Here is a 16435-nt window from a genome sequence, read left to right on the forward strand (position 1 = left end):
GCCGTGGGCATCGTGTGGGCACCCGCTACATCCACACCGTGACCGAAATGATCGACCGCAACGACCTTCAGGCCGCGCTCGACATCATCGTCGCCTATCTCGGCGAAAACTAAAGCTGAAGCACCGCCGCGCTGCATAAAACTGTGGCGCGGCGGCCACACTGCGCGCTCTTCCGCAACAAGACCCGATTTGCGCCATCAAAGCGGCGCAAATTCCGGCGAAATCCGACCGGCATTCACGGAGCGTTCACTTCGTGTGTGTATTTTTGGCCCGATACTTCACACAGGCGGTTTTGGAGGAGCCGCCACCGGTTGGACATGACCCATGGCTCTTATCATTCGCCTCGTTGCCGTTCTTCGCGATTTCTTCGCCCCGCGCTATCACCCCGAGCGTCATTATATGCGTGGCCCCGGCCCTGCCTGCCAGAAGCGTGGTGGCGGCACTCCCACGGCTGCCTGACGGCAACGCTCACTCACAATATCTGACGATCACCGGCTTTCCGGCTGACGCGCCCAGCTCGTGGCATTTTTCTGATGCGCACAATTTCCAGCCGGAGCCCGTTGCGCCAGATGCCGCCAGTGCGAGCTCGGCCTGCGGCGGCAGGGAAGGGCGATAGCGCCACCAGCCATCTTCAAAGTGCGCGTCAGGCGGCGGCTCCATGCCCGCTCCTGACCCCTGAACGCGCGCCTCGACAATCTCCAGCCCGGCAGGTGTTGCCCGCCAGTCTTCCTCCCAGCGGATTTTCTCCACCGAATGCGTCCATGACAGGGTGAAAAGCGCTGCCCCGAGGGTCAGCGCTTTTCCGCCTGCCAGAACGCATATGCTCATGCGTCGGCCTTTGTTTCTTCCGAAGCGTGCGCCGTGCGCGTGCGATACCAGTGTTGGCCGAGGAACAGAGCGGCAAGCGCGAAGCCGAGTTCATCGGTTATCGGCAGCGCGGCAATCAGCGTAAAGGCCGCTGCGGCTGCAAGAATGCGCTCCCAGACGGCAAGCTTTGAGCGCAGGAAGCCGATCACCGCCGCGCCCCAGAGCGCAATGGCGAGTAGCGCCTTGAAGACGATATAGACGACCGCCGGATAATAGCCCCAGGCCTCCGCCAGCGGCCCGCCATCCTGCAGCATCAGCGCCGGCGTGTAGACCGCCATGAAGGGGATCACGAAGCCAGCGGCAGCCACCTTGATCGCTTCCATGGAGATCTTGAGGCCGTTCTCCTTGGCGATGGGACCGGCTGCGAAGCATGCAAGCGCAACAGGCGGCGTCAGGTCCGCCAGAATGCCGAAATAGAACACGAACATGTGGCTGACGATCAGCGGAACGCCGAGCGCCAGGAGTGCCGGTCCGGCAATCGAGGATGTGATGATGTAGTTGGGAATGGTCGGAATGCCCATGCCCAGCACGATGCAGGTGATCATGGTCAGCACGAGCGAAAGGAACAGGCTCGTCTCGCCGACCGACACGATAAACTGACCAAACGTGTTGGCAACGCCGGTCAGGGTCATGGTTCCGATAATGATGCCGACCACGGCGCAGGCCACGCCCACGGGAAGCGCGGTCTTGGCTCCCTCGGCGAGCGAATCCCTGCAGACCACCAGCGTCCTGCGGCCGCCATCGACGAAGAGGTTGGCGACGATCAGCACCAGCGCGGCGATCAGGATTGCCGTGATGCCGTAGCTGAAGAAGCTTGCCGCAACGAGGCCGAGGCCGACCCAGAAGATCACCCTCAGCACCTGGCCGGGAAGCCCGAGTGCAACCGAACCGCCGAGGATGAGCAGCACGGTCAGCGACAGGCCGATCGTGCCGGCAAACAGCGGCGTGTAACCGGTGAACAGGAGGTAGACGAGAACGGCCAGCGGCAGGATGAGATACCAGCCCTTCTTCAAGGCGTTGCGCGCGGATGGAAGCTCGGAGCGCGGCAGGCCGTGCAGGCCGTATTTGCCGGCTTCCAGATGCACCATCCAGAAGGCGGAGGCGAAGTAGAGCACGGCGGGAATGATCGCCGCCTTGACCACCTCGTAATATTCGATGCCCAGCGTCTCGGCCATGATGAAGGCCACCGCGCCCATCACGGGCGGCATGATCTGCCCGCCCATGGAAGCAGTCGATTCCACACCGCCTGCAAAGGCTGCGCGATAGCCGAAGCGCTTCATTAGCGGGATGGTGAACTGTCCGGTGGTCACCACATTGGCGACGCCCGAACCGGAGATCGTACCCATCAGGCCGGAGGAGATGACCGACACCTTGGCCGCACCCCCGCGCGCATGGCCGACAAGGCCGAGCGACACGTCGGTGAAGAGCTTGATCATGCCGGCGCGTTCGAGGAACGAGCCGAACAGGATGAACAGGAAGATGTAGGTGGCCGAAACGTAGATCGGGATGCCGTAGATGCCTTCCGTGCCATAGGCCATGTGGTCGATGACCTGGCTGAAATCATAGCCGCGATGGTTCAGCGGCGATGGCAGATATTGGCCGAACAGGCAGTAGGCGAGAAACGCGCCGGAGATGATCGGCAGGGCCGGCCCCATTAGCACATAGGCGGCGGCAAAGACGGTGACGAGCGCGATCACGCCGAACACGATGTCGAGCGGTAAGGGATCGCCTGCGCGCAGCAGCAACGGCTTGTACTCGATGTATTGATAGAGCGCGACGGCAACGCCGGCGAGCGCCAGTGCCCAGGCAAGCGCCTTGATCATGGGAGCGCTGTCACGCGCCTGCGCCACCAGCGGGAAAACCAGCAGCGTCAGGAAACCGACGTGGAAGGCGCGGACGACCTGGCTTGGCAGGCTGATCACATGCGCGGCGGTGGCAATCTGATACAGCGAGAACACCACCGCGATCCAGAAGAGAAGCCGACCGATGCGATCGGTCCCGAACTCACCATGCGAATGGTCATGCAATTCAGCCTCGGCCGGGCTCGCGGCCTGGCCAGTTTCGGTGTTGGTCATCGGGCGCTCCGCTTCCCATGCTACGCGTCAGGGCCTTGCCGATTGTCCGCTCGGGTGCATGGCACGCGTGAGGGCTCGGCATTTCGGGCCTTCCTGTCACGCCCCGCCCCGGGATGTGACAGGAAGGCCCCGTCCGATGGACGGGGCCTCGCAGGACTGGCCTAGAGCAGGCCCTTTTCTTTGTAATAGCGCTCTGCGCCGGGGTGCAGCGGCAGCGGCAGGCCCTTGGGGCCATTCTCGGCAGAGATCGCCTTGGCAGCGGCGTGTGCGGCCACCATGTCGTCGAGATTCTCGAAGAGCTGCTTGGTCATCTCGTAGGCAACCTCGTCGGAGACATCCGAATGGGTGACGAGAATGTTGGTGATGGCCAGCGTCGGCACGTCCTCGCTCTGGCCCTCATAGGTGCCGGCGGGGATGGTGGCGGCGATGAACGGCGCACCAAGCGTCTCGGCCACGCTGTTGGGCACCGACACGATGGTCACCGGAAGCGAAAGCGCGAGGTCCTTGATCGAAGCAACGCCAAGGCCGGCCGACTGGAGGGTCGCATCAAGCTGGCGGTTCTTGATCAGCTCGACGGATTCGCCGAACGGAAGGTACTCGGTCTTGCCGAGATCGTCATAGCTCATGTCCATGGCGCCGAAGATGCGCTGGGCGTTGAGCTCGGTGCCGGATTTCGGCGCGCCGACGGAAAGGCCCTTGCCCTTCAGGTCGCCGAATTCCTTGATGCCGGATTCCTGCGAAGCGACGATCTGGATGTAGTTGGGATAGATCGCGGCGATGGCGCGCAACTTGTCGAGCTTCTGGTCGAAGCCGGCTTCGGCATCGCCTTCCCAGGCCGACTTGACGGAATCACCAAGTGCAAATGCGATTTCGCCACGGCCCTGCTGAAGCAGGTTGAGGTTCTCGACCGATGCCTTGGTCGACTGCACCTGCGTGCGCACGCCTTCGATGTTCTCGCCATAGATCTTGGAAAGCTGCGAGCCGAGCGGATAGTAGACGCCCGAAGTGCCGCCGGTCAGCACGTTGATGAAGTCCTGCGCTACGGCGCCGGCGGGTGCAAGGCCCAGCGACAACGCCACAGCACCGGCTGCGAGATACTTCCTGCTTGCATGTAACATCATGTCTCCTCCGCAATGTAGCTGCTCCGCAGGCATCACCGCCTGCGCTGCCCATGACTGTAGACAACCGCGCGCGCTTGCCAACAGGAAAGCGACTGGCAAGGGGGCGAACGGCCTGTGAAAGCGATAATCGGACAAAAAACCGCGCGCAACCCCTTTCGGTTTCGCAAAGAGCCTGCGCGTCTTATACCAAAGTATAGGGGGCAAGCGGAGAGGAGCCGGGCGTCAGGCGATCCCGGTCGAGCCGAACCCGCCGCCGCCGCGTGCCGTGTCGCTGGCATGGCTGCGCTCTTCCAGCCGGCCCTGCACCACCGGGGCAATCACAAGCTGGGCTATCCTGAGGCCACGCGTGATGGCGAAGTCGTCTTCACCATGATTGATAAGCAGAACCTGAACCTCGCCACGATAGTCCGCGTCGATGGTGCCGGGTGCGTTGAGGCAGGTGATGCCATGTTTGAGCGCAAGGCCGGAGCGCGGCCGCACCTGCCCTTCAAACCCTTCGGGCAGTTCGAGGATGAAGCCGGTCGGAACCAGCACCCGCTTGCCCGGCAAAAGCACGATGCGGCGGTCTTCCGGCACGGCGGCGCGCAGGTCCATTCCCGCAGCGGCTACGGTTTCATAAGCCGGCAAAGGCAATCCCTCGCCATGGGGCAGGCGGACGATGCCAGCGGTGGGGCCAATTACGGGCATGGAGGAAACGGTGTTGGACATGGCTTGATCCTGTGCGCTGCAATCCGGGGGCGATGATCACGACCCTTTTCGTCTGGCCCGTTTTGCCGGCGATTTCAACCGCCGCATGGCCTGCGGATACATATCTTCACCGCTATGTGGGGCTTTGCCGGGGCACTTTCCGTTCGACACGCGCCGTGCCGCTTGTTACAAGCGCCCGGCTTCAGGAAAACCAGATCAAGATGACCGACAAAATCGCCGATGCGGTGGCTCGCCGCCGCACCTTCGCAATTATTTCGCACCCGGACGCCGGTAAGACCACGCTGACCGAGAAGCTGCTGCTCTTCGGCGGCGCGATCCAGCTTGCCGGCGAAGTGAAGGCGAAGAAGAATCGCGTCCAGACCCGTTCGGACTGGATGAACATCGAGCGCGAGCGCGGCATCTCTGTCGTCACCTCGGTGATGACGTTCGAATATGGCGACCACGTTTTCAACCTGCTCGACACGCCGGGCCACGAGGACTTCGCCGACGACACCTATCGCACACTGACCGCCGTCGACAGCGCGATCATGGTCATTGACGCGGCCAAGGGCATCGAGCCACGCACGCTGAAGCTGTTCGAAGTATGCCGCATGCGCGACATCCCGATCGTCACCTTCGTCAACAAGCTGGACCGGGAAAGCCGCGATCCGTTCGAGATTCTCGACGAGATCGAACAGAAGCTGGCGCTGGACACGGCGCCCGTCACCTGGCCCATCGGCCGGGGCAAGAGCTTTGTCGGCACCTACAATCTTGCCAATAACACGATGCGCCGCTCGGACGACGATGTGGAGCCCATCGCCGTCAACGGGCCGGACTCCGATGCCGTTGCCGGGCTTCTGCCCGAACATGAGCGCGACATGCTGGTCGAGGAGATGCTGCTCGGCAAGGAAGCCTGCCGTCCCTTCGACATGCAGGCCTTCCGCGAGGGGCATCTGACGCCGGTCTATTTCGGCTCGGCGCTGCGCAATTTCGGCGTGCGCGACCTGATCGAGGCGCTGGGCAGCTTCGGTCCCGCACCACGCGCTCAGGATGCGGATTCCCGCAGTCGAGGCGACGGAAGACAAGATGACGTCTTTCGTTTTCAAGATTCAGGCCAATATGGACCCCAATCACCGTGATCGCATCGCCTTTGTGCGTGTGTGCTCCGGCAAGCTCCAGCGTGGCATGAAAGCCAAGCTGGTGCGCACCGGCAAGCCGATCAGCCTGTCGGCACCACAGTTCTTCTTCGCCAAGAGCCGCATTACCGCCGACGAGGCCTTTGCCGGCGATGTGGTGGGCATTCCTAACCACGGCACGCTGCGCATTGGCGACACGCTGACCGAGGGCGAGGAGCTTCTGTTCCGGGGCGTGCCCAACTTTGCCCCGGAAATCCTGCGCCGCGTGCGGCTTGGCGACGCCATGAAGGCCAAGAAGCTGAAGGAAGCCCTGCAGCAGATGGCCGAAGAGGGGGTCGTGCAGCTCTTCACGCCCGAAGATGGCTCACCCGCCATTGTCGGTGTGGTTGGCGCGCTGCAGCTCGATGTGCTCAAGGAGCGGCTGAAGATCGAATATTCGCTTCCCGTGGATTTCGAGATGGCGCGTTTCAGTGTGTGCCGCTGGATTTCGTCCGACGAACCCGGTGAAGTGGACCGCTTCATCGCCAGCCATCGCGGCGACATCGCACGTGATCTCGACGATGATCCGGTTTTCCTGGCACCGCACGAGTTCGGCCTGAATTACGAGGCCGACCGCTGGAAGGCCGTGCGCTTCGCCACGGTGAAGGATTACCAGACGCGCAAGGCTGCCTGAGCGAACGGATTCGCCGATCATTTACCGGCAGGGATGAATTTTTCTCCATAGATAGATTCTAAGGAATTTAATTCCAAGCGAATGGTTCAAATAGCGCCTAGATGAGGTTCATCTGTGCGTGTGCGGGTTGCTATCCTGCAGCGTCAGGAACACCAATCGCGTTTCATCTCACCCAGGAGGAGAGAACGATGAGCCTTCGCATCAACGACACCGCGCCGGATTTCAGCGCCGAGACGACCCACGGAACGATCAACTTCCATGACTGGATCGGCGATGGCTGGGCCGTTCTTTTCAGCCATCCCAAGGATTTCACGCCCGTTTGCACGACCGAGCTCGGCACGATGGCGGGGCTTGAGGGCGAGTTCAAGAAGCGCAACACCAAGATCATCGGTATTTCGGTCGATCCGGTCGAAGACCATGTGCGCTGGAAGGACGACATCAAGTCGGCGACGGGTCACGCGGTCGATTATCCGATGATCGGCGACAAGGATCTGAAAGTCGCAAAGCTCTACGACATGCTGCCGGCCGAAGCGGGTGACAGCTCCGATGGCCGCACCGCCGCCGACAACGCCACCGTGCGTTCGGTCTATGTCGTCGGGCCCGACAAGAAGATCAAGCTCGTGCTCACCTACCCCATGACCACGGGCCGTAATTTTGCGGAAATCCTGCGCGCGATCGATTCCATCCAGTTGACCGCAAAGCACCAGGTCGCGACGCCGGCCAATTGGCAGCAGGGTGAGGATGTCATCATCACGCCCGCCGTTTCCAACGAGGATGCGGTGAAGCGTTTCGGTTCGTTCGAGACGATCCTGCCTTATCTGCGCAAGACCAAGCAGCCCTCCGGCTGACCATCGTCAGACCCTGAATCATGAGCCCCGGTCGCTGCCCGCGTCCGGGGCTTTCTTTTTCCTGCGTCAGCTCCCTTGTCTTCAAATCGACACGCTGTCACGGTCTTTGGGTCTGGTACGAAACTGTTTTCAGGAGTCCCGCCATGCGCCGTTCCGTTCTTGCGCTCACCTCTCTTTTTCTGGCCGCGTCCCCGGCTTTCGCCGCAACGGTCGAGATCGAGCTGCCCGATGTGGAGAGCGTGGACACCAGCGCGGTCACCTATGCGTGCCCGGACGGTGAGATTGACGCCACCTATTACAATGCCGGCGATGCGTCGCTTGCGGTCGTCACGATCGACGGCAGCCCGGTGGTGATGAGCAATGTGCTGGCCGCTTCCGGCGCGAAATATGCGGGCGGGCCCTATATCTGGTGGACCAAGGGCGAGGGTGCCGACCTCTACGACCTGATGAAGGGCGAGGACGCGAAGCCGGTTTCCTGCACCGCTAAAGACTGATCCGAAAGCCAACGGACTAAAAAGTAAACCATTCGGTTGACTGTCTGTTCTGCGACTGATATCTAAACCATATGGTTGAACATCAGTCGCCCCATCTCGATGCCGTTTTTCACGCCCTGTCGGACCCGACCCGGCGCGCCATGCTCCACCGTCTTTCGGGCGGAGAGCGCAGCGTGTCGCAACTGGCGCAGCCTTCGAAATGTCGCTCGCCGGCGCTTCCAAACACGTCAAGGTTCTGGAGACGGCGGGTCTGGTCAGCCGGCGTGTGGACGGCCGCACCCATTATTGCCGGCTGGAGGCGGCGCGTCTTGCCGAGGCGCAGGCGTGGTTCCGTTACTATGAGCGCTTCTGGACCGACCGGCTCGACACGTTGCAGGCCATTCTGGAGGCCGAGGACCGGCAGAACGCTGCCGGGCAGGACTGACACAGCGTCATATCAGCCATCGCGACCGTTGAGAGGAACACGATGAGACAGATCGACGAAAGTGATTTTGGCGTCGCCACGGCGCCCGATGAAGTGCGTTTCGAAAGGCTCCTGCCAGGTCCGGTGGAGCGCGTATGGGCTTATCTGACCGAAGCGGACAGGCGCAGGCAGTGGCTGGCAGGCGGCGAGATGGAGCCCCGTGCCGGGGGCACGGCGCAGCTCGTGTTCAGGCATTCGGAGTTCACCGACGAGGAGCCGCCCGCGCGCTACAGGGAGATGAACGAGAACGGGTTTCTTTCCGAAGGCCGCATCCTTGCGTGGGACCCGCCGCGTCTTCTGGCCATGACCTGGCCGGGCGAGGGCGAAGACAGTCAGGTTGAGTTCGAACTCTTTCGGGAGGGCGACAGGGTGCGGCTGGTGGTGACCCACAAGCGCCTCGCCGACCGTGGCGAGATGATCAATGTCTCCGGTGGCTGGCACGCGCATCTCGCGGTTCTGGAAGCGGTGCTTTCGGGCGAAAAGGCGCAGCCATTCTGGTCGCAGATTACGGCGCTGGAAGCCACCTACACCGGACGTTTCGACAGGCAATGAGACCCACGCCGCTATCGGCGCCAAGGAGAATGAGATGAATATTTCCGCAACGCAGAATGAATCCCGCTCGCAGCACGATGCCGGTCCCGCCACCAAGCCGAAACTTTCCGGCGGGCGCAACATCGCCATGAAGGTGCCGCCGCATCAATATGACGAGACGGTGCGCTTCTACCGGGACGTACTCGGCATGGAGCAGATCGAGGAACTTCTGCCCGCTGTCGGCTTCCGCTTCGGAGCCAATCAGCTCTGGATCGACAAGACGCCGGGCATGAGCCAGTCGGAACTCTGGCTGGAAATCGTGACTGATGACACGAAGGCTGCCGCCGCGCGGCTCGAAGCGGCGGGCATCGCGCGCTGCGACGACATCGAACCGCTGGGCGAGAATTTCGACGGGTTCTGGATATCGAGCCCCGCGCAGATCATCCATCTTGTCGACAGCAAGTCAGGCGCCTGGTGAAGATACCATGCTCCAGATCGCACTGACGAGCATCCTTGTGGATGATCAGGACAAGGCCGAGGCATTTTACACAGACGTGCTCGGCTTCCGGAAGAAGCAGGACTTTCCGGTCGGCGGTGCCCGCTGGCTGACGGTCGTGACACCGGGAGCCGAGAATGGCACCGAGCTGCTGCTGGAACCCTTGGGGTACGACTTCGCGCGCTCCTACCAGAAGGCGCTCTATGATGCCGGGATTCCCTGCACGACGTTTGCCAGCGAGGAGGTGCAGGCAGAGTATGATCAGCTGAAAGCGCGTGGCGTGGTGTTTCGCGTAGAGCCGACCCGGATGGAAGGGATGCCGACCATCGCCGTGTTTGAGGATACGTGCGGCAACCTCGTTCAGATGTTCGAGGCACTGTAGCGTGAAGGGCGGGCACGGGGCGCCCGCCCTCCATGCAGTCTGACGTCAGAACTTCGCGCTTTCGCGGATGAAGGTGCCGGCGTTCAGTTCGCTGAACGCCTGCATCAGTTCCTGCCGCGTGTTCATGACGATGGGTCCATGCCAGGCGACAGGCTCCTGGATCGGCTTGCCCGAAACGAGCAGAAAGCGGATGCCTCGTTCGCCGGCCTGCACCACCACCTCGTCGCCCGTGTCGAAAACGACAAGCGTGCGGTCGCCGCTCATATCGCGCAGATGCAGTTCTTCGCCTGCCACCTCTTTCTCGACCAGCACGCCAAACGGCCGCGAGGCATCGCGGAACGTGCCGGAACCTTCGAAGATATAGGCGAAAGCGCTGCGATAGGTGTCGACCGGCAGAACCTTGCGCTTTCCGGGCGGCACCCAGACGTCGAGATATTGCGGATCGGCGGCAATGCCGTCGACGGGACCGCGCTTGCCCCAGAACTCGCCGACCACGACACGCACGCGCGTTCCGTCATCGTCGATCACCTCGGGAATCTCGCCGGCCTTCACATCCTGGTAGCGGGGCGTCGTCATCTTCTCGCTTGAGGGCAGGTTGGCCCAGAGTTGGAAGCCGTGCATGCGGCCGAGCTTGTCGCCATGCGGCATCTCCTGATGGAGGATGCCGCTTCCAGCCGTCATCCACTGAACGTCACCCGCGCCGAGCGAGCCGGCATTGCCGAGACTGTCGGCGTGATCGACACTGCCCGCCAGAACATAGGTGATCGTTTCGATGCCGCGATGCGGATGCCATGGAAAACCCGCCTGATAGTCTTCCGGCCGGTCGTTGCGGAAATCGTCCAGAAGCAGGAACGGATCGGCGAGTTTCGGATCGCCGAACCCGAATGCACGGTCGAGCCGGACGCCGGCGCCTTCCATGGTGGCTGCGCCTGTGAAATCTGTTTTACGGGACGAATGGACATGATTGTCTCTCCATCTGTTGCTTGCCGCAAAGATAGGCTGTGTGTGCGGTCATCGCATCTGCAACAGCGAAGACGCGCTGTTCACATATTGGAGACAATCGACTGGGGTGAGGAGTGGAAGCGCATCGAGCCAAGCGCTCGATGCGCCCGTTTCTACTCCTGTGGCGCGGCGTGAAGTGTCGGGATTTTTCGCAGCGCCACGCCGGCGAGCACGGCCAGAACGGCAACGGTCGCTGCGCTGAGGGCGGCCGCGGTGTTGAAGCCGGTGATGAAGGAGGATTGCGCATCCTCCAAAAGCCCGACCGGCAGTCTTTGCGCCATCGCGGATGCCGCCCAGAGACTGTCGCCAACCGATGCCTCTACCTCCGGTGAAAGGCCGTCTGGCAATCGGCTCTGCATCGTCTGGCGATAGACCGCCGTCGTGATGCTGCCAAGCAGGGCGATGCCCAGCGAAGCGCCCAACTCCTGTACGGTCTCGGACATGGCGGAAGCGGAACCTGCCTTTTCCGCCGGGGCCGACCCGACCACGAGGTCCGTGCCAAGCGCCGCGATCGTGCCAAGCCCCAGATAGGCGAGCGAGAAGCCGGCGACGACTATGACAAGCCCGCTCGCATCGTTCTTGAGCCATGTGAGCATGAGATAGCCGAAGACCGACAGGGCGAGCGCTCCCGCCACGACGAAGCCCGGCCTGACATGGCGGGCAAGCAGCGGCGTGCCGATGCCCGCAGCCACCATCGCCAGCGCGGGAGGCCCCATCCACAGTCCGGCGACCAGCGGTGAGAAACCAGCCACCAATTGCAGATATTGCGTGACCAGAAGCATGGTTCCTCCAACCGCGACAAGCCCGAACAGAAGCACCACAAGGGCGACCGAAAAGGCCCTGCTTGCGAAGAGGTCGAGATCGAGAAGCGGATCGGCAAGACGCCGCTGCCGCCATACGAAAAGCAGGCCGAAGAGAACGCCCGCGACAATCGTGGCGATGGTGGAGAGGCCGAACCCGTCCTTGGCAATCTCCTTGATGCATAGATCACTGGCAACATGGCGGCGAGTGAAAGCGCGGCGCTGAGAAGGTCGATCCTGTCGCTTTTCCGGGCGCGGTGTTCCGGCAGCAGAACCGGCGCGAGCAACAGGAGAAGCAAGACGATGGGCACGGCGACGAGAAAGCCCGCGCCCCACCAGAAATGCTCCAGAAGCACCCCGCCCACGATTGGTCCCGCAGCCATTCCAAGTGCGAATGTTGTCGCCCAGACACCGATTGCCAATGCGCGCTGACGGGGATCGGCAAACAGATTGCTGATGAGGGCCAGCGTGGACGGCATAAGCGTTGCGCCCGCCACTCCCAGCGCCGCGCGCGCGACCATCAGCATGAGGGCATTGGTTGAGAACGCGGCGATGATGGAGGTGACGCCGAACGCCGCCGCCCCGATCATGAGCAGCCTGCGCCGGCCGACGCGGTCGCCCAGTGTGCCCATGGTGATGAGAAAGCCCGCGATCATGAAGCCATAGGCATCCATGATCCAGAGCGCCTCCGTGCTCGTCGGCCTCAGGTCGGCTGCCAGTGCCGGCAGGGCAAGATGCAGCAGGGTCAGATCGAGCCCAAGCAGGATGGTCGGCAATGAAAGAAGGGCAAGCCCCAGCCATTCGCGGGGGCCTGCTTGCGAGGGCAGCGCGTGTGCGGATGCCGGTATTGGATGGTCTTCTAAAACAGCGGTTTCGTTGTAAGTGGTCATGATGCCTCCTTGCGGGAGGCGGACTTTCTGTGCAGAATGAAACTGTTACAATATTGGAAATTATCCTGTTACCATGAGCAATAGGCTGCCCCACCGATCCTTTGCCCGCACGCGCAGCGAGCTCTCCGAGTTTCTGCGGCATCACAGGGCAAAGCTCACGCCTGCCGATGTCGGCCTTCCGACAACGGGCGGCCGTCGCACGCCGGGACTGAGACGTGAGGAGGTGGCCCTGCTCGCGGGTGTCGGGCTCACATGGTACACCTGGTTCGAGCAGGGGCGCGATATTCAGGTTTCTGAATCCTTCCTGCTCAACGTCTCGAAGGCGTTGCGGCTGGACGATGCCGAATGCTGCCATCTGTTTCTCCTGGCGCAGCAGCGGCCGCCGCCTTCACAGGCCTACCGGCCCACCTCCGTCAGCGCGCGCATTCAGCAATTGCTGGACGATCTTTCAAACCGCCCGGCCTATGTGTTCAATCTGCGTTGGGACGTGGTTGCCTGGAATGCCGCGGCCGACGATCTTCTCGATCTTGGCGGTCGCAATCCGGCCGACCGAAACCTCTTGCGCATGATCTTCGCCGATCCCGATATGCGCCGCCGTCTTCCCGACTGGGGGGAAGATGCGCAGAGCCTCGTCGCTCAGTTCCGCTGTGATCTGACGGGCACGCCGGACGATCCGGCGATCCGCACGCTGATCGACGACTTGAAGAAGCTGTCACCCGATTTTCGCCGCTGGATGGAGCAGCCGGACATGACCGGCTACAGCCGGGGTATCGGCACGATTGTCGCGCAAACGGGCGAACGGTTGCGTTTTCAGCATGAGGTGCTGACCGTCGATGAGCACCGGCATCTCAGGATGGTGGTCTATTTTCGCAGCGAGCCAAAAGACGGGTGAGCCGGGGATGCCCGGCATCTGGTCTGCTAAAGCGCGTCGCGATCTTTCAGATTCGCTCTGAGCGCTTTAGGTTCTTGATTTGACGCATGTCTTTGTTCCGAAACCGGTGCCCACTTTCGGGAGACATGCGTTAGCCTCAGACCCCAGTCTTTGCAATGCGGTCAGTCGCGCCAGAAGACGATGGTCGGGCGATCCTTGTATTGGGTGCGCGCCTTTTCGGAGAAGCCAAGGCGCTCCGCGAGTTTGCGCGAGGGCGAATTCTCCTCATCAATGATGCAGGTGATGTCCCGGTTGCCGTGTGCCGCGGAGCACCAGGAAAACACGGCTTCCATGGCTTCTCTCGCATAGCCCCTGCCGTGGACTTCCGGGAGGAAAACCCACCCGGCTTCGAGTGTGCCTTCCAGCGATGGGGTGATGACGCGCCGCGCTTCCTGAACGCCTGCGTCACCCAGAAATGCGCCAGTCGCCTTCTCCGTCACGGCAAAATAGCCGAAACCCATCAGGTCCCACATGCCGCGATGCATGGCGAGACGGCGCCAGGCATCTTCGCCGGTGAGCGGCTTGCCTGAGGTGAAGCGCGTGGCCTCCGGCAGAGACCAGAGGCGGGCGAAGGTATCGAAATCTGCGATGGAGTGCGCACGCAGCACGAGGCGCTCCGTTTCGAGAACCGGAGTCTGCAGGGTCATTCTTTTGGTCCGAGCCGATCGGCTATCAACTGTGCCAGACGTTCGGCAACGTCGTCCTTGCCCATCTCCGGCCATTCATCGTGTCCGTCCTGGCTGACGATCACCACGCTGTTGCGGTCGCCGCCCATCACACCACCGGGGCCGACGCCGCTGTCATGCGAGACGTCGTTGGCGACGATGATGTCGGCACCCTTCTTGTTCAGCTTCGCGCGTGCATTCTTGAACAGGTCCTGCGTTTCGGCAGCGAACCCGATGACGAGTGCAGGGCGCTTCTCATGGTGGCCGACACCGGCGAGAATGTCCGGGTTCTCGGTGAGCTCCAGCATCGGCGCGCCTTCGCCCTGTTTCTTCTTGATCTTTTCGGCAGTCTCGACAGCCGGACGCCAGTCGGCGACAGCAGCGACGAAGACACCGGCATCTGCCGGAAGTGCGGCTTCCACCGCTTCGCGCATCTGGCGTGCCGTTTCCACATGGGTGGTGGTGACACCCTGCGGGTCCGGAATGGAGACGGGCCCCGAAACGAGGTGAACTGATGCCCCGAGGTGGGCAAGTGCCGCAGCGATTGCGTGTCCCTGTTTGCCCGAAGAACGATTGGCAATATAGCGAACCGGGTCGATTACCTCATGGGTCGGACCGGACGTGACGATCACCTTGCGCCCCGCAAGCGGCTTTTCGCCGGTGTCGAGCAGGGTCTCTATGGCTGCTACGATCTCCAGCGGTTCGGCCATTCGGCCTTCACCGGCCTCGCCGCTCTCGGCCATCTCACCCCGGTTTGGGCCAACGAAATGCACCCCGTCTTCCCGGAGCGTCCTGGCGTTGCGCTGTGTGGCCGGGTGCTCCCACATGTGGGGGTTCATGGCCGGTGCCATGAGAACGGGCTTGTCGGTGGCAAGCAGCACCGTCGAGGCGAGATCATTGGCTTGACCGGTGGCGAGCTTGGCCATCAGGTCGGCGGTCGCGGGTGCGACGACAAGAAGGTCGGCCTCGCGCGAAAGACGGATATGGCCGACATCGTGTTCGTCCTGACGGTCGAACAGATCGGTGAAGACATGGTCCGCCGAGAGTGCGCCCACGGAAAGCGGCGTGATGAACTCCTGTGCGGCCCTTGTCATCACACAGCGCACGCTTGCCCCGCGCTCGCGCAGGCGGCGGATCAAGTCGAGGCATTTATAGGCTGCGATGCCCCCGCCGATCAAAAGCAGGATGCGCGTTTTGCGAAGGGTCTGCTGCGGGGTTGTCATCGATGCAGGCTCTCTTACGACGGCTTCATGGCTGGCTCGATATCGGTATGAACGAAATCGTCGCCCTTGAAAAGAAGCGGCAGGTTAGCGCTGCGGGCAAGCGCGTAAGCGAAGCAGTCACCGATGTTGAGCGCGGCCCGGTGGCCGGTGCCTGCACCGTAGATCGCGTACGCCTTGCGGGCGATGCTCAACTGCCGGTCGTCGAAGTCGACCGTTTCCACGTCGAGAGCCTTGAGCAGCGTGTTGAGGCGCGCGGTTCCCTCGATCATCGCAATGTGCCTTGCAACGCAGTGCGCCTCGAAGGTGGTGGTGCTGCTGATAAGGATCTGCTCGGCCTGCACGAAAGCCTGCCGAAACATGTCCGCATCCGCATCACCGTTCAGAACGGCGATAAGCGCCGATGTGTCGACGACGAATTTCGTTTCACAGTGTACGGCCATTCCAGATCTCGTCGGTGATGGCCTTCAGGTCGAATGCGCCAATGGGTCTGACCGAGATTGCTTCGATGAGCTCGGCACGGCGACTGTTTTGATGCGTGGGGGCTTTTGTGTGCGGCTGGACGCTGCGCGCGAGGATACGGCGCACTTCTTCTTCCATCGAGACGTCATTTTCAGCGGCGCGTTTCTTCAGGCGCGCCGAACCTTCTCGTCCACATTTCGAATGGTCAGTGTCGCCATCGATACTCCATTACGCTGGGCTGCCTGCCTGAACACCGTGACAGCATTGCTGCACGAGACCGTTTCAACCACGGGCGCGCTGGCGATGCGCCCAAACCTGATTGCGAAATGCTGTAGCGTATTGACTGCATGACTGTCAGTGCCGGCATTGCATTATTCACACTTCTTCTGCGCGGAATAAGTGAAGTGAATCCGTATCTTAAGGCTTGTTTGCTAGCACTGCTGTCATTGCATTCGCGGTGGTTGGCGCGAGGCTGTGACGTGCTGCCTCGAAAACGGATTCCGGTTGGATTTGATCAGGACATCTGCCAGGCGATGGCGGCAAGGGCGATCGCGATCACCCATAGCGCCAGGCGTCCGCCGCGCGAATGGCGCGCTTCCGCCCTGCCGATCGCCTCGGCCGTCTCGGCATCAAAACGCAGCCCCTTCTGGGCCATCGTGTCGATCTCGCGGGAGAGGCGCTCGGTACGGGCG

Annotated in this window: 16 protein-coding genes and 5 pseudogenes; 9 read left to right on the forward strand and 12 right to left on the reverse strand. The window is 62.1% G+C overall.

All coding sequences use genetic code 11. The features are described from left to right. The first annotated feature begins 324 nt into the window (after nt 1–324). Nucleotides 325–459: a hypothetical protein gene (locus tag JCM21793_RS31050; RefSeq protein WP_280109689.1), complete on the forward strand. Its 135-nt coding sequence runs from the start codon at nt 325–327 to the stop codon at nt 457–459. Nucleotides 460–468: 9 nt separating this feature from the next. Here JCM21793_RS31050 and JCM21793_RS19215 read toward each other — a convergent pair whose 3' ends face one another. The 4 genes from JCM21793_RS19215 to dut all read right to left on the reverse strand — a co-directional run bounded on the left by JCM21793_RS19215 (nt 469) and on the right by dut (nt 4771). Beyond that, nucleotides 469–828 carry a DUF1850 domain-containing protein gene (locus JCM21793_RS19215; protein ID WP_025031407.1) on the reverse strand — a complete coding sequence of 120 codons (360 nt, stop codon included), beginning with the start codon at nt 826–828 and terminating at the stop codon, nt 469–471. Next, the gene (locus tag JCM21793_RS19220; protein WP_025031408.1) at nt 825–2942 is read right to left on the reverse strand and encodes a TRAP transporter permease; all 2118 of its coding nucleotides are present in this window, start codon (nt 2940–2942) and stop codon (nt 825–827) included. The genes JCM21793_RS19215 and JCM21793_RS19220 overlap by 4 nt, the downstream gene beginning before the upstream one ends. Nucleotides 2943–3103: 161 nt before the next feature. Next, on the reverse strand, nt 3104–4060 hold the full coding sequence (locus JCM21793_RS19225; protein ID WP_025031409.1) for a TAXI family TRAP transporter solute-binding subunit: 957 nt from the start codon (nt 4058–4060) through the stop codon (nt 3104–3106). Nucleotides 4061–4285: 225 nt separating this feature from the next. Continuing rightward, the gene (dut, locus tag JCM21793_RS19230) at nt 4286–4771 is read right to left on the reverse strand and encodes a dUTP diphosphatase (protein WP_025031410.1); all 486 of its coding nucleotides are present in this window, start codon (nt 4769–4771) and stop codon (nt 4286–4288) included. Nucleotides 4772–4971: 200 nt separating this feature from the next. On the opposite strand from dut, the pseudogene JCM21793_RS27055 reads away from it, so the two are divergent. The 7 genes and pseudogenes from JCM21793_RS27055 (at nt 4972) to JCM21793_RS19265 (ending at nt 9773) form a co-directional block, all read left to right on the forward strand. Continuing rightward, nucleotides 4972–6559 (forward strand): annotated as a pseudogene (locus JCM21793_RS27055) (peptide chain release factor 3). Nucleotides 6560–6747: 188 nt separating this feature from the next. Continuing rightward, nucleotides 6748–7407, forward strand: coding sequence for a peroxiredoxin (locus tag JCM21793_RS19240; RefSeq protein WP_007007973.1), 660 nt, complete (start codon nt 6748–6750; stop codon nt 7405–7407). Between the two features lie 143 nt (nt 7408–7550). Continuing rightward, nucleotides 7551–7901: an MliC family protein gene (locus JCM21793_RS19245; protein WP_025031411.1), complete on the forward strand. Its 351-nt coding sequence runs from the start codon at nt 7551–7553 to the stop codon at nt 7899–7901. A gap of 71 nt (nt 7902–7972) precedes the next feature. Beyond that, nucleotides 7973–8325, forward strand: a pseudogene (locus JCM21793_RS27060) (ArsR/SmtB family transcription factor). A gap of 42 nt (nt 8326–8367) precedes the next feature. Then, nucleotides 8368–8916, forward strand: a complete 549-nt coding sequence (locus JCM21793_RS19255; RefSeq protein WP_007007970.1) for an SRPBCC family protein — start codon at nt 8368–8370, stop codon at nt 8914–8916. A gap of 34 nt (nt 8917–8950) precedes the next feature. Next, nucleotides 8951–9373: a VOC family protein gene (locus JCM21793_RS27065; protein WP_007007969.1), complete on the forward strand. Its 423-nt coding sequence runs from the start codon at nt 8951–8953 to the stop codon at nt 9371–9373. 7 nt (nt 9374–9380) lie between these two features. Continuing rightward, nucleotides 9381–9773 carry a VOC family protein gene (locus JCM21793_RS19265; RefSeq protein ID WP_025031412.1) on the forward strand — a complete coding sequence of 131 codons (393 nt, stop codon included), beginning with the start codon at nt 9381–9383 and terminating at the stop codon, nt 9771–9773. Between the two features lie 45 nt (nt 9774–9818). Here the strand turns inward: JCM21793_RS19265 and JCM21793_RS27070 are convergent. The 3 genes and pseudogenes from JCM21793_RS27070 to JCM21793_RS30615 all read right to left on the reverse strand — a co-directional run. Further along, nucleotides 9819–10735 (reverse strand): annotated as a pseudogene (locus JCM21793_RS27070) (pirin family protein). Nucleotides 10736–10888: 153 nt separating this feature from the next. Further along, nucleotides 10889–11557: an MFS transporter gene (locus JCM21793_RS30610; RefSeq protein WP_370671664.1), complete on the reverse strand. Its 669-nt coding sequence runs from the start codon at nt 11555–11557 to the stop codon at nt 10889–10891. Nucleotides 11558–11712: 155 nt separating this feature from the next. Next, nucleotides 11713–12465: pseudogene (locus JCM21793_RS30615) on the reverse strand (MFS transporter); the annotation flags it as partial. A 73-nt stretch (nt 12466–12538) separates the two neighbouring features. Between JCM21793_RS30615 and JCM21793_RS19280 the strand changes: the two are divergent. Continuing rightward, nucleotides 12539–13357 carry a helix-turn-helix transcriptional regulator gene (locus tag JCM21793_RS19280; RefSeq protein WP_036540938.1) on the forward strand — a complete coding sequence of 273 codons (819 nt, stop codon included), beginning with the start codon at nt 12539–12541 and terminating at the stop codon, nt 13355–13357. Between the two features lie 161 nt (nt 13358–13518). Here the strand turns inward: JCM21793_RS19280 and JCM21793_RS19285 are convergent, their stop codons facing one another. From JCM21793_RS19285 to JCM21793_RS30620, 5 genes and pseudogenes are all read right to left on the reverse strand, one after another. Beyond that, a complete protein-coding gene (locus JCM21793_RS19285) occupies nt 13519–14043 on the reverse strand; it encodes a GNAT family N-acetyltransferase (RefSeq protein ID WP_025031414.1) in 525 nt (174 codons plus the stop codon). Next, complete coding sequence (gene coaBC / locus JCM21793_RS19290; RefSeq protein WP_025031415.1) at nt 14040–15284, reverse strand: bifunctional phosphopantothenoylcysteine decarboxylase/phosphopantothenate--cysteine ligase CoaBC; 1245 nt, start codon at nt 15282–15284, stop codon at nt 14040–14042. Before coaBC ends, JCM21793_RS19285 begins: the two co-directional genes overlap by 4 nt. Nucleotides 15285–15298: 14 nt before the next feature. Further along, the gene (locus JCM21793_RS19295; RefSeq protein WP_007010429.1) at nt 15299–15724 is read right to left on the reverse strand and encodes a type II toxin-antitoxin system VapC family toxin; all 426 of its coding nucleotides are present in this window, start codon (nt 15722–15724) and stop codon (nt 15299–15301) included. Next, nucleotides 15708–15965, reverse strand: a complete 258-nt coding sequence (locus JCM21793_RS27080; protein ID WP_441909381.1) for a FitA-like ribbon-helix-helix domain-containing protein — start codon at nt 15963–15965, stop codon at nt 15708–15710. Before JCM21793_RS27080 ends, JCM21793_RS19295 begins: the two co-directional genes overlap by 17 nt. A gap of 292 nt (nt 15966–16257) precedes the next feature. Further along, nucleotides 16258–16435, reverse strand: a pseudogene (locus JCM21793_RS30620) (ubiquinone biosynthesis protein UbiB); the annotation flags it as partial.

Origin of the sequence: Nitratireductor aquibiodomus NL21 = JCM 21793 (assembly GCF_000615975.1) — a bacterium.
GTDB classification, from domain to species: domain Bacteria; phylum Pseudomonadota; class Alphaproteobacteria; order Rhizobiales; family Rhizobiaceae; genus Nitratireductor; species Nitratireductor aquibiodomus.

Coding starts and splice junctions, on each gene's coding strand:
- JCM21793_RS31050 (WP_280109689.1), top strand. CDS start 325: ATGGCTCTTATCATTCGCCTCGTTGCCGTTCTTCGCGATTTCTTCGCC.
- JCM21793_RS19215 (WP_025031407.1), bottom strand. CDS start 828: ATGAGCATATGCGTTCTGGCAGGCGGAAAAGCGCTGACCCTCGGGGCA.
- JCM21793_RS19220 (WP_025031408.1), bottom strand. CDS start 2,942: ATGACCAACACCGAAACTGGCCAGGCCGCGAGCCCGGCCGAGGCTGAA.
- JCM21793_RS19225 (WP_025031409.1), bottom strand. CDS start 4,060: ATGTTACATGCAAGCAGGAAGTATCTCGCAGCCGGTGCTGTGGCGTTG.
- dut (WP_025031410.1), bottom strand. CDS start 4,771: ATGTCCAACACCGTTTCCTCCATGCCCGTAATTGGCCCCACCGCTGGC.
- JCM21793_RS19240 (WP_007007973.1), top strand. CDS start 6,748: ATGAGCCTTCGCATCAACGACACCGCGCCGGATTTCAGCGCCGAGACG.
- JCM21793_RS19245 (WP_025031411.1), top strand. CDS start 7,551: ATGCGCCGTTCCGTTCTTGCGCTCACCTCTCTTTTTCTGGCCGCGTCC.
- JCM21793_RS19255 (WP_007007970.1), top strand. CDS start 8,368: ATGAGACAGATCGACGAAAGTGATTTTGGCGTCGCCACGGCGCCCGAT.
- JCM21793_RS27065 (WP_007007969.1), top strand. CDS start 8,951: ATGAATATTTCCGCAACGCAGAATGAATCCCGCTCGCAGCACGATGCC.
- JCM21793_RS19265 (WP_025031412.1), top strand. CDS start 9,381: ATGCTCCAGATCGCACTGACGAGCATCCTTGTGGATGATCAGGACAAG.
- JCM21793_RS30610 (WP_370671664.1), bottom strand. CDS start 11,557: ATGCTTCTGGTCACGCAATATCTGCAATTGGTGGCTGGTTTCTCACCG.
- JCM21793_RS19280 (WP_036540938.1), top strand. CDS start 12,539: ATGAGCAATAGGCTGCCCCACCGATCCTTTGCCCGCACGCGCAGCGAG.
- JCM21793_RS19285 (WP_025031414.1), bottom strand. CDS start 14,043: ATGACCCTGCAGACTCCGGTTCTCGAAACGGAGCGCCTCGTGCTGCGT.
- coaBC (WP_025031415.1), bottom strand. CDS start 15,284: ATGACAACCCCGCAGCAGACCCTTCGCAAAACGCGCATCCTGCTTTTG.
- JCM21793_RS19295 (WP_007010429.1), bottom strand. CDS start 15,724: ATGGCCGTACACTGTGAAACGAAATTCGTCGTCGACACATCGGCGCTT.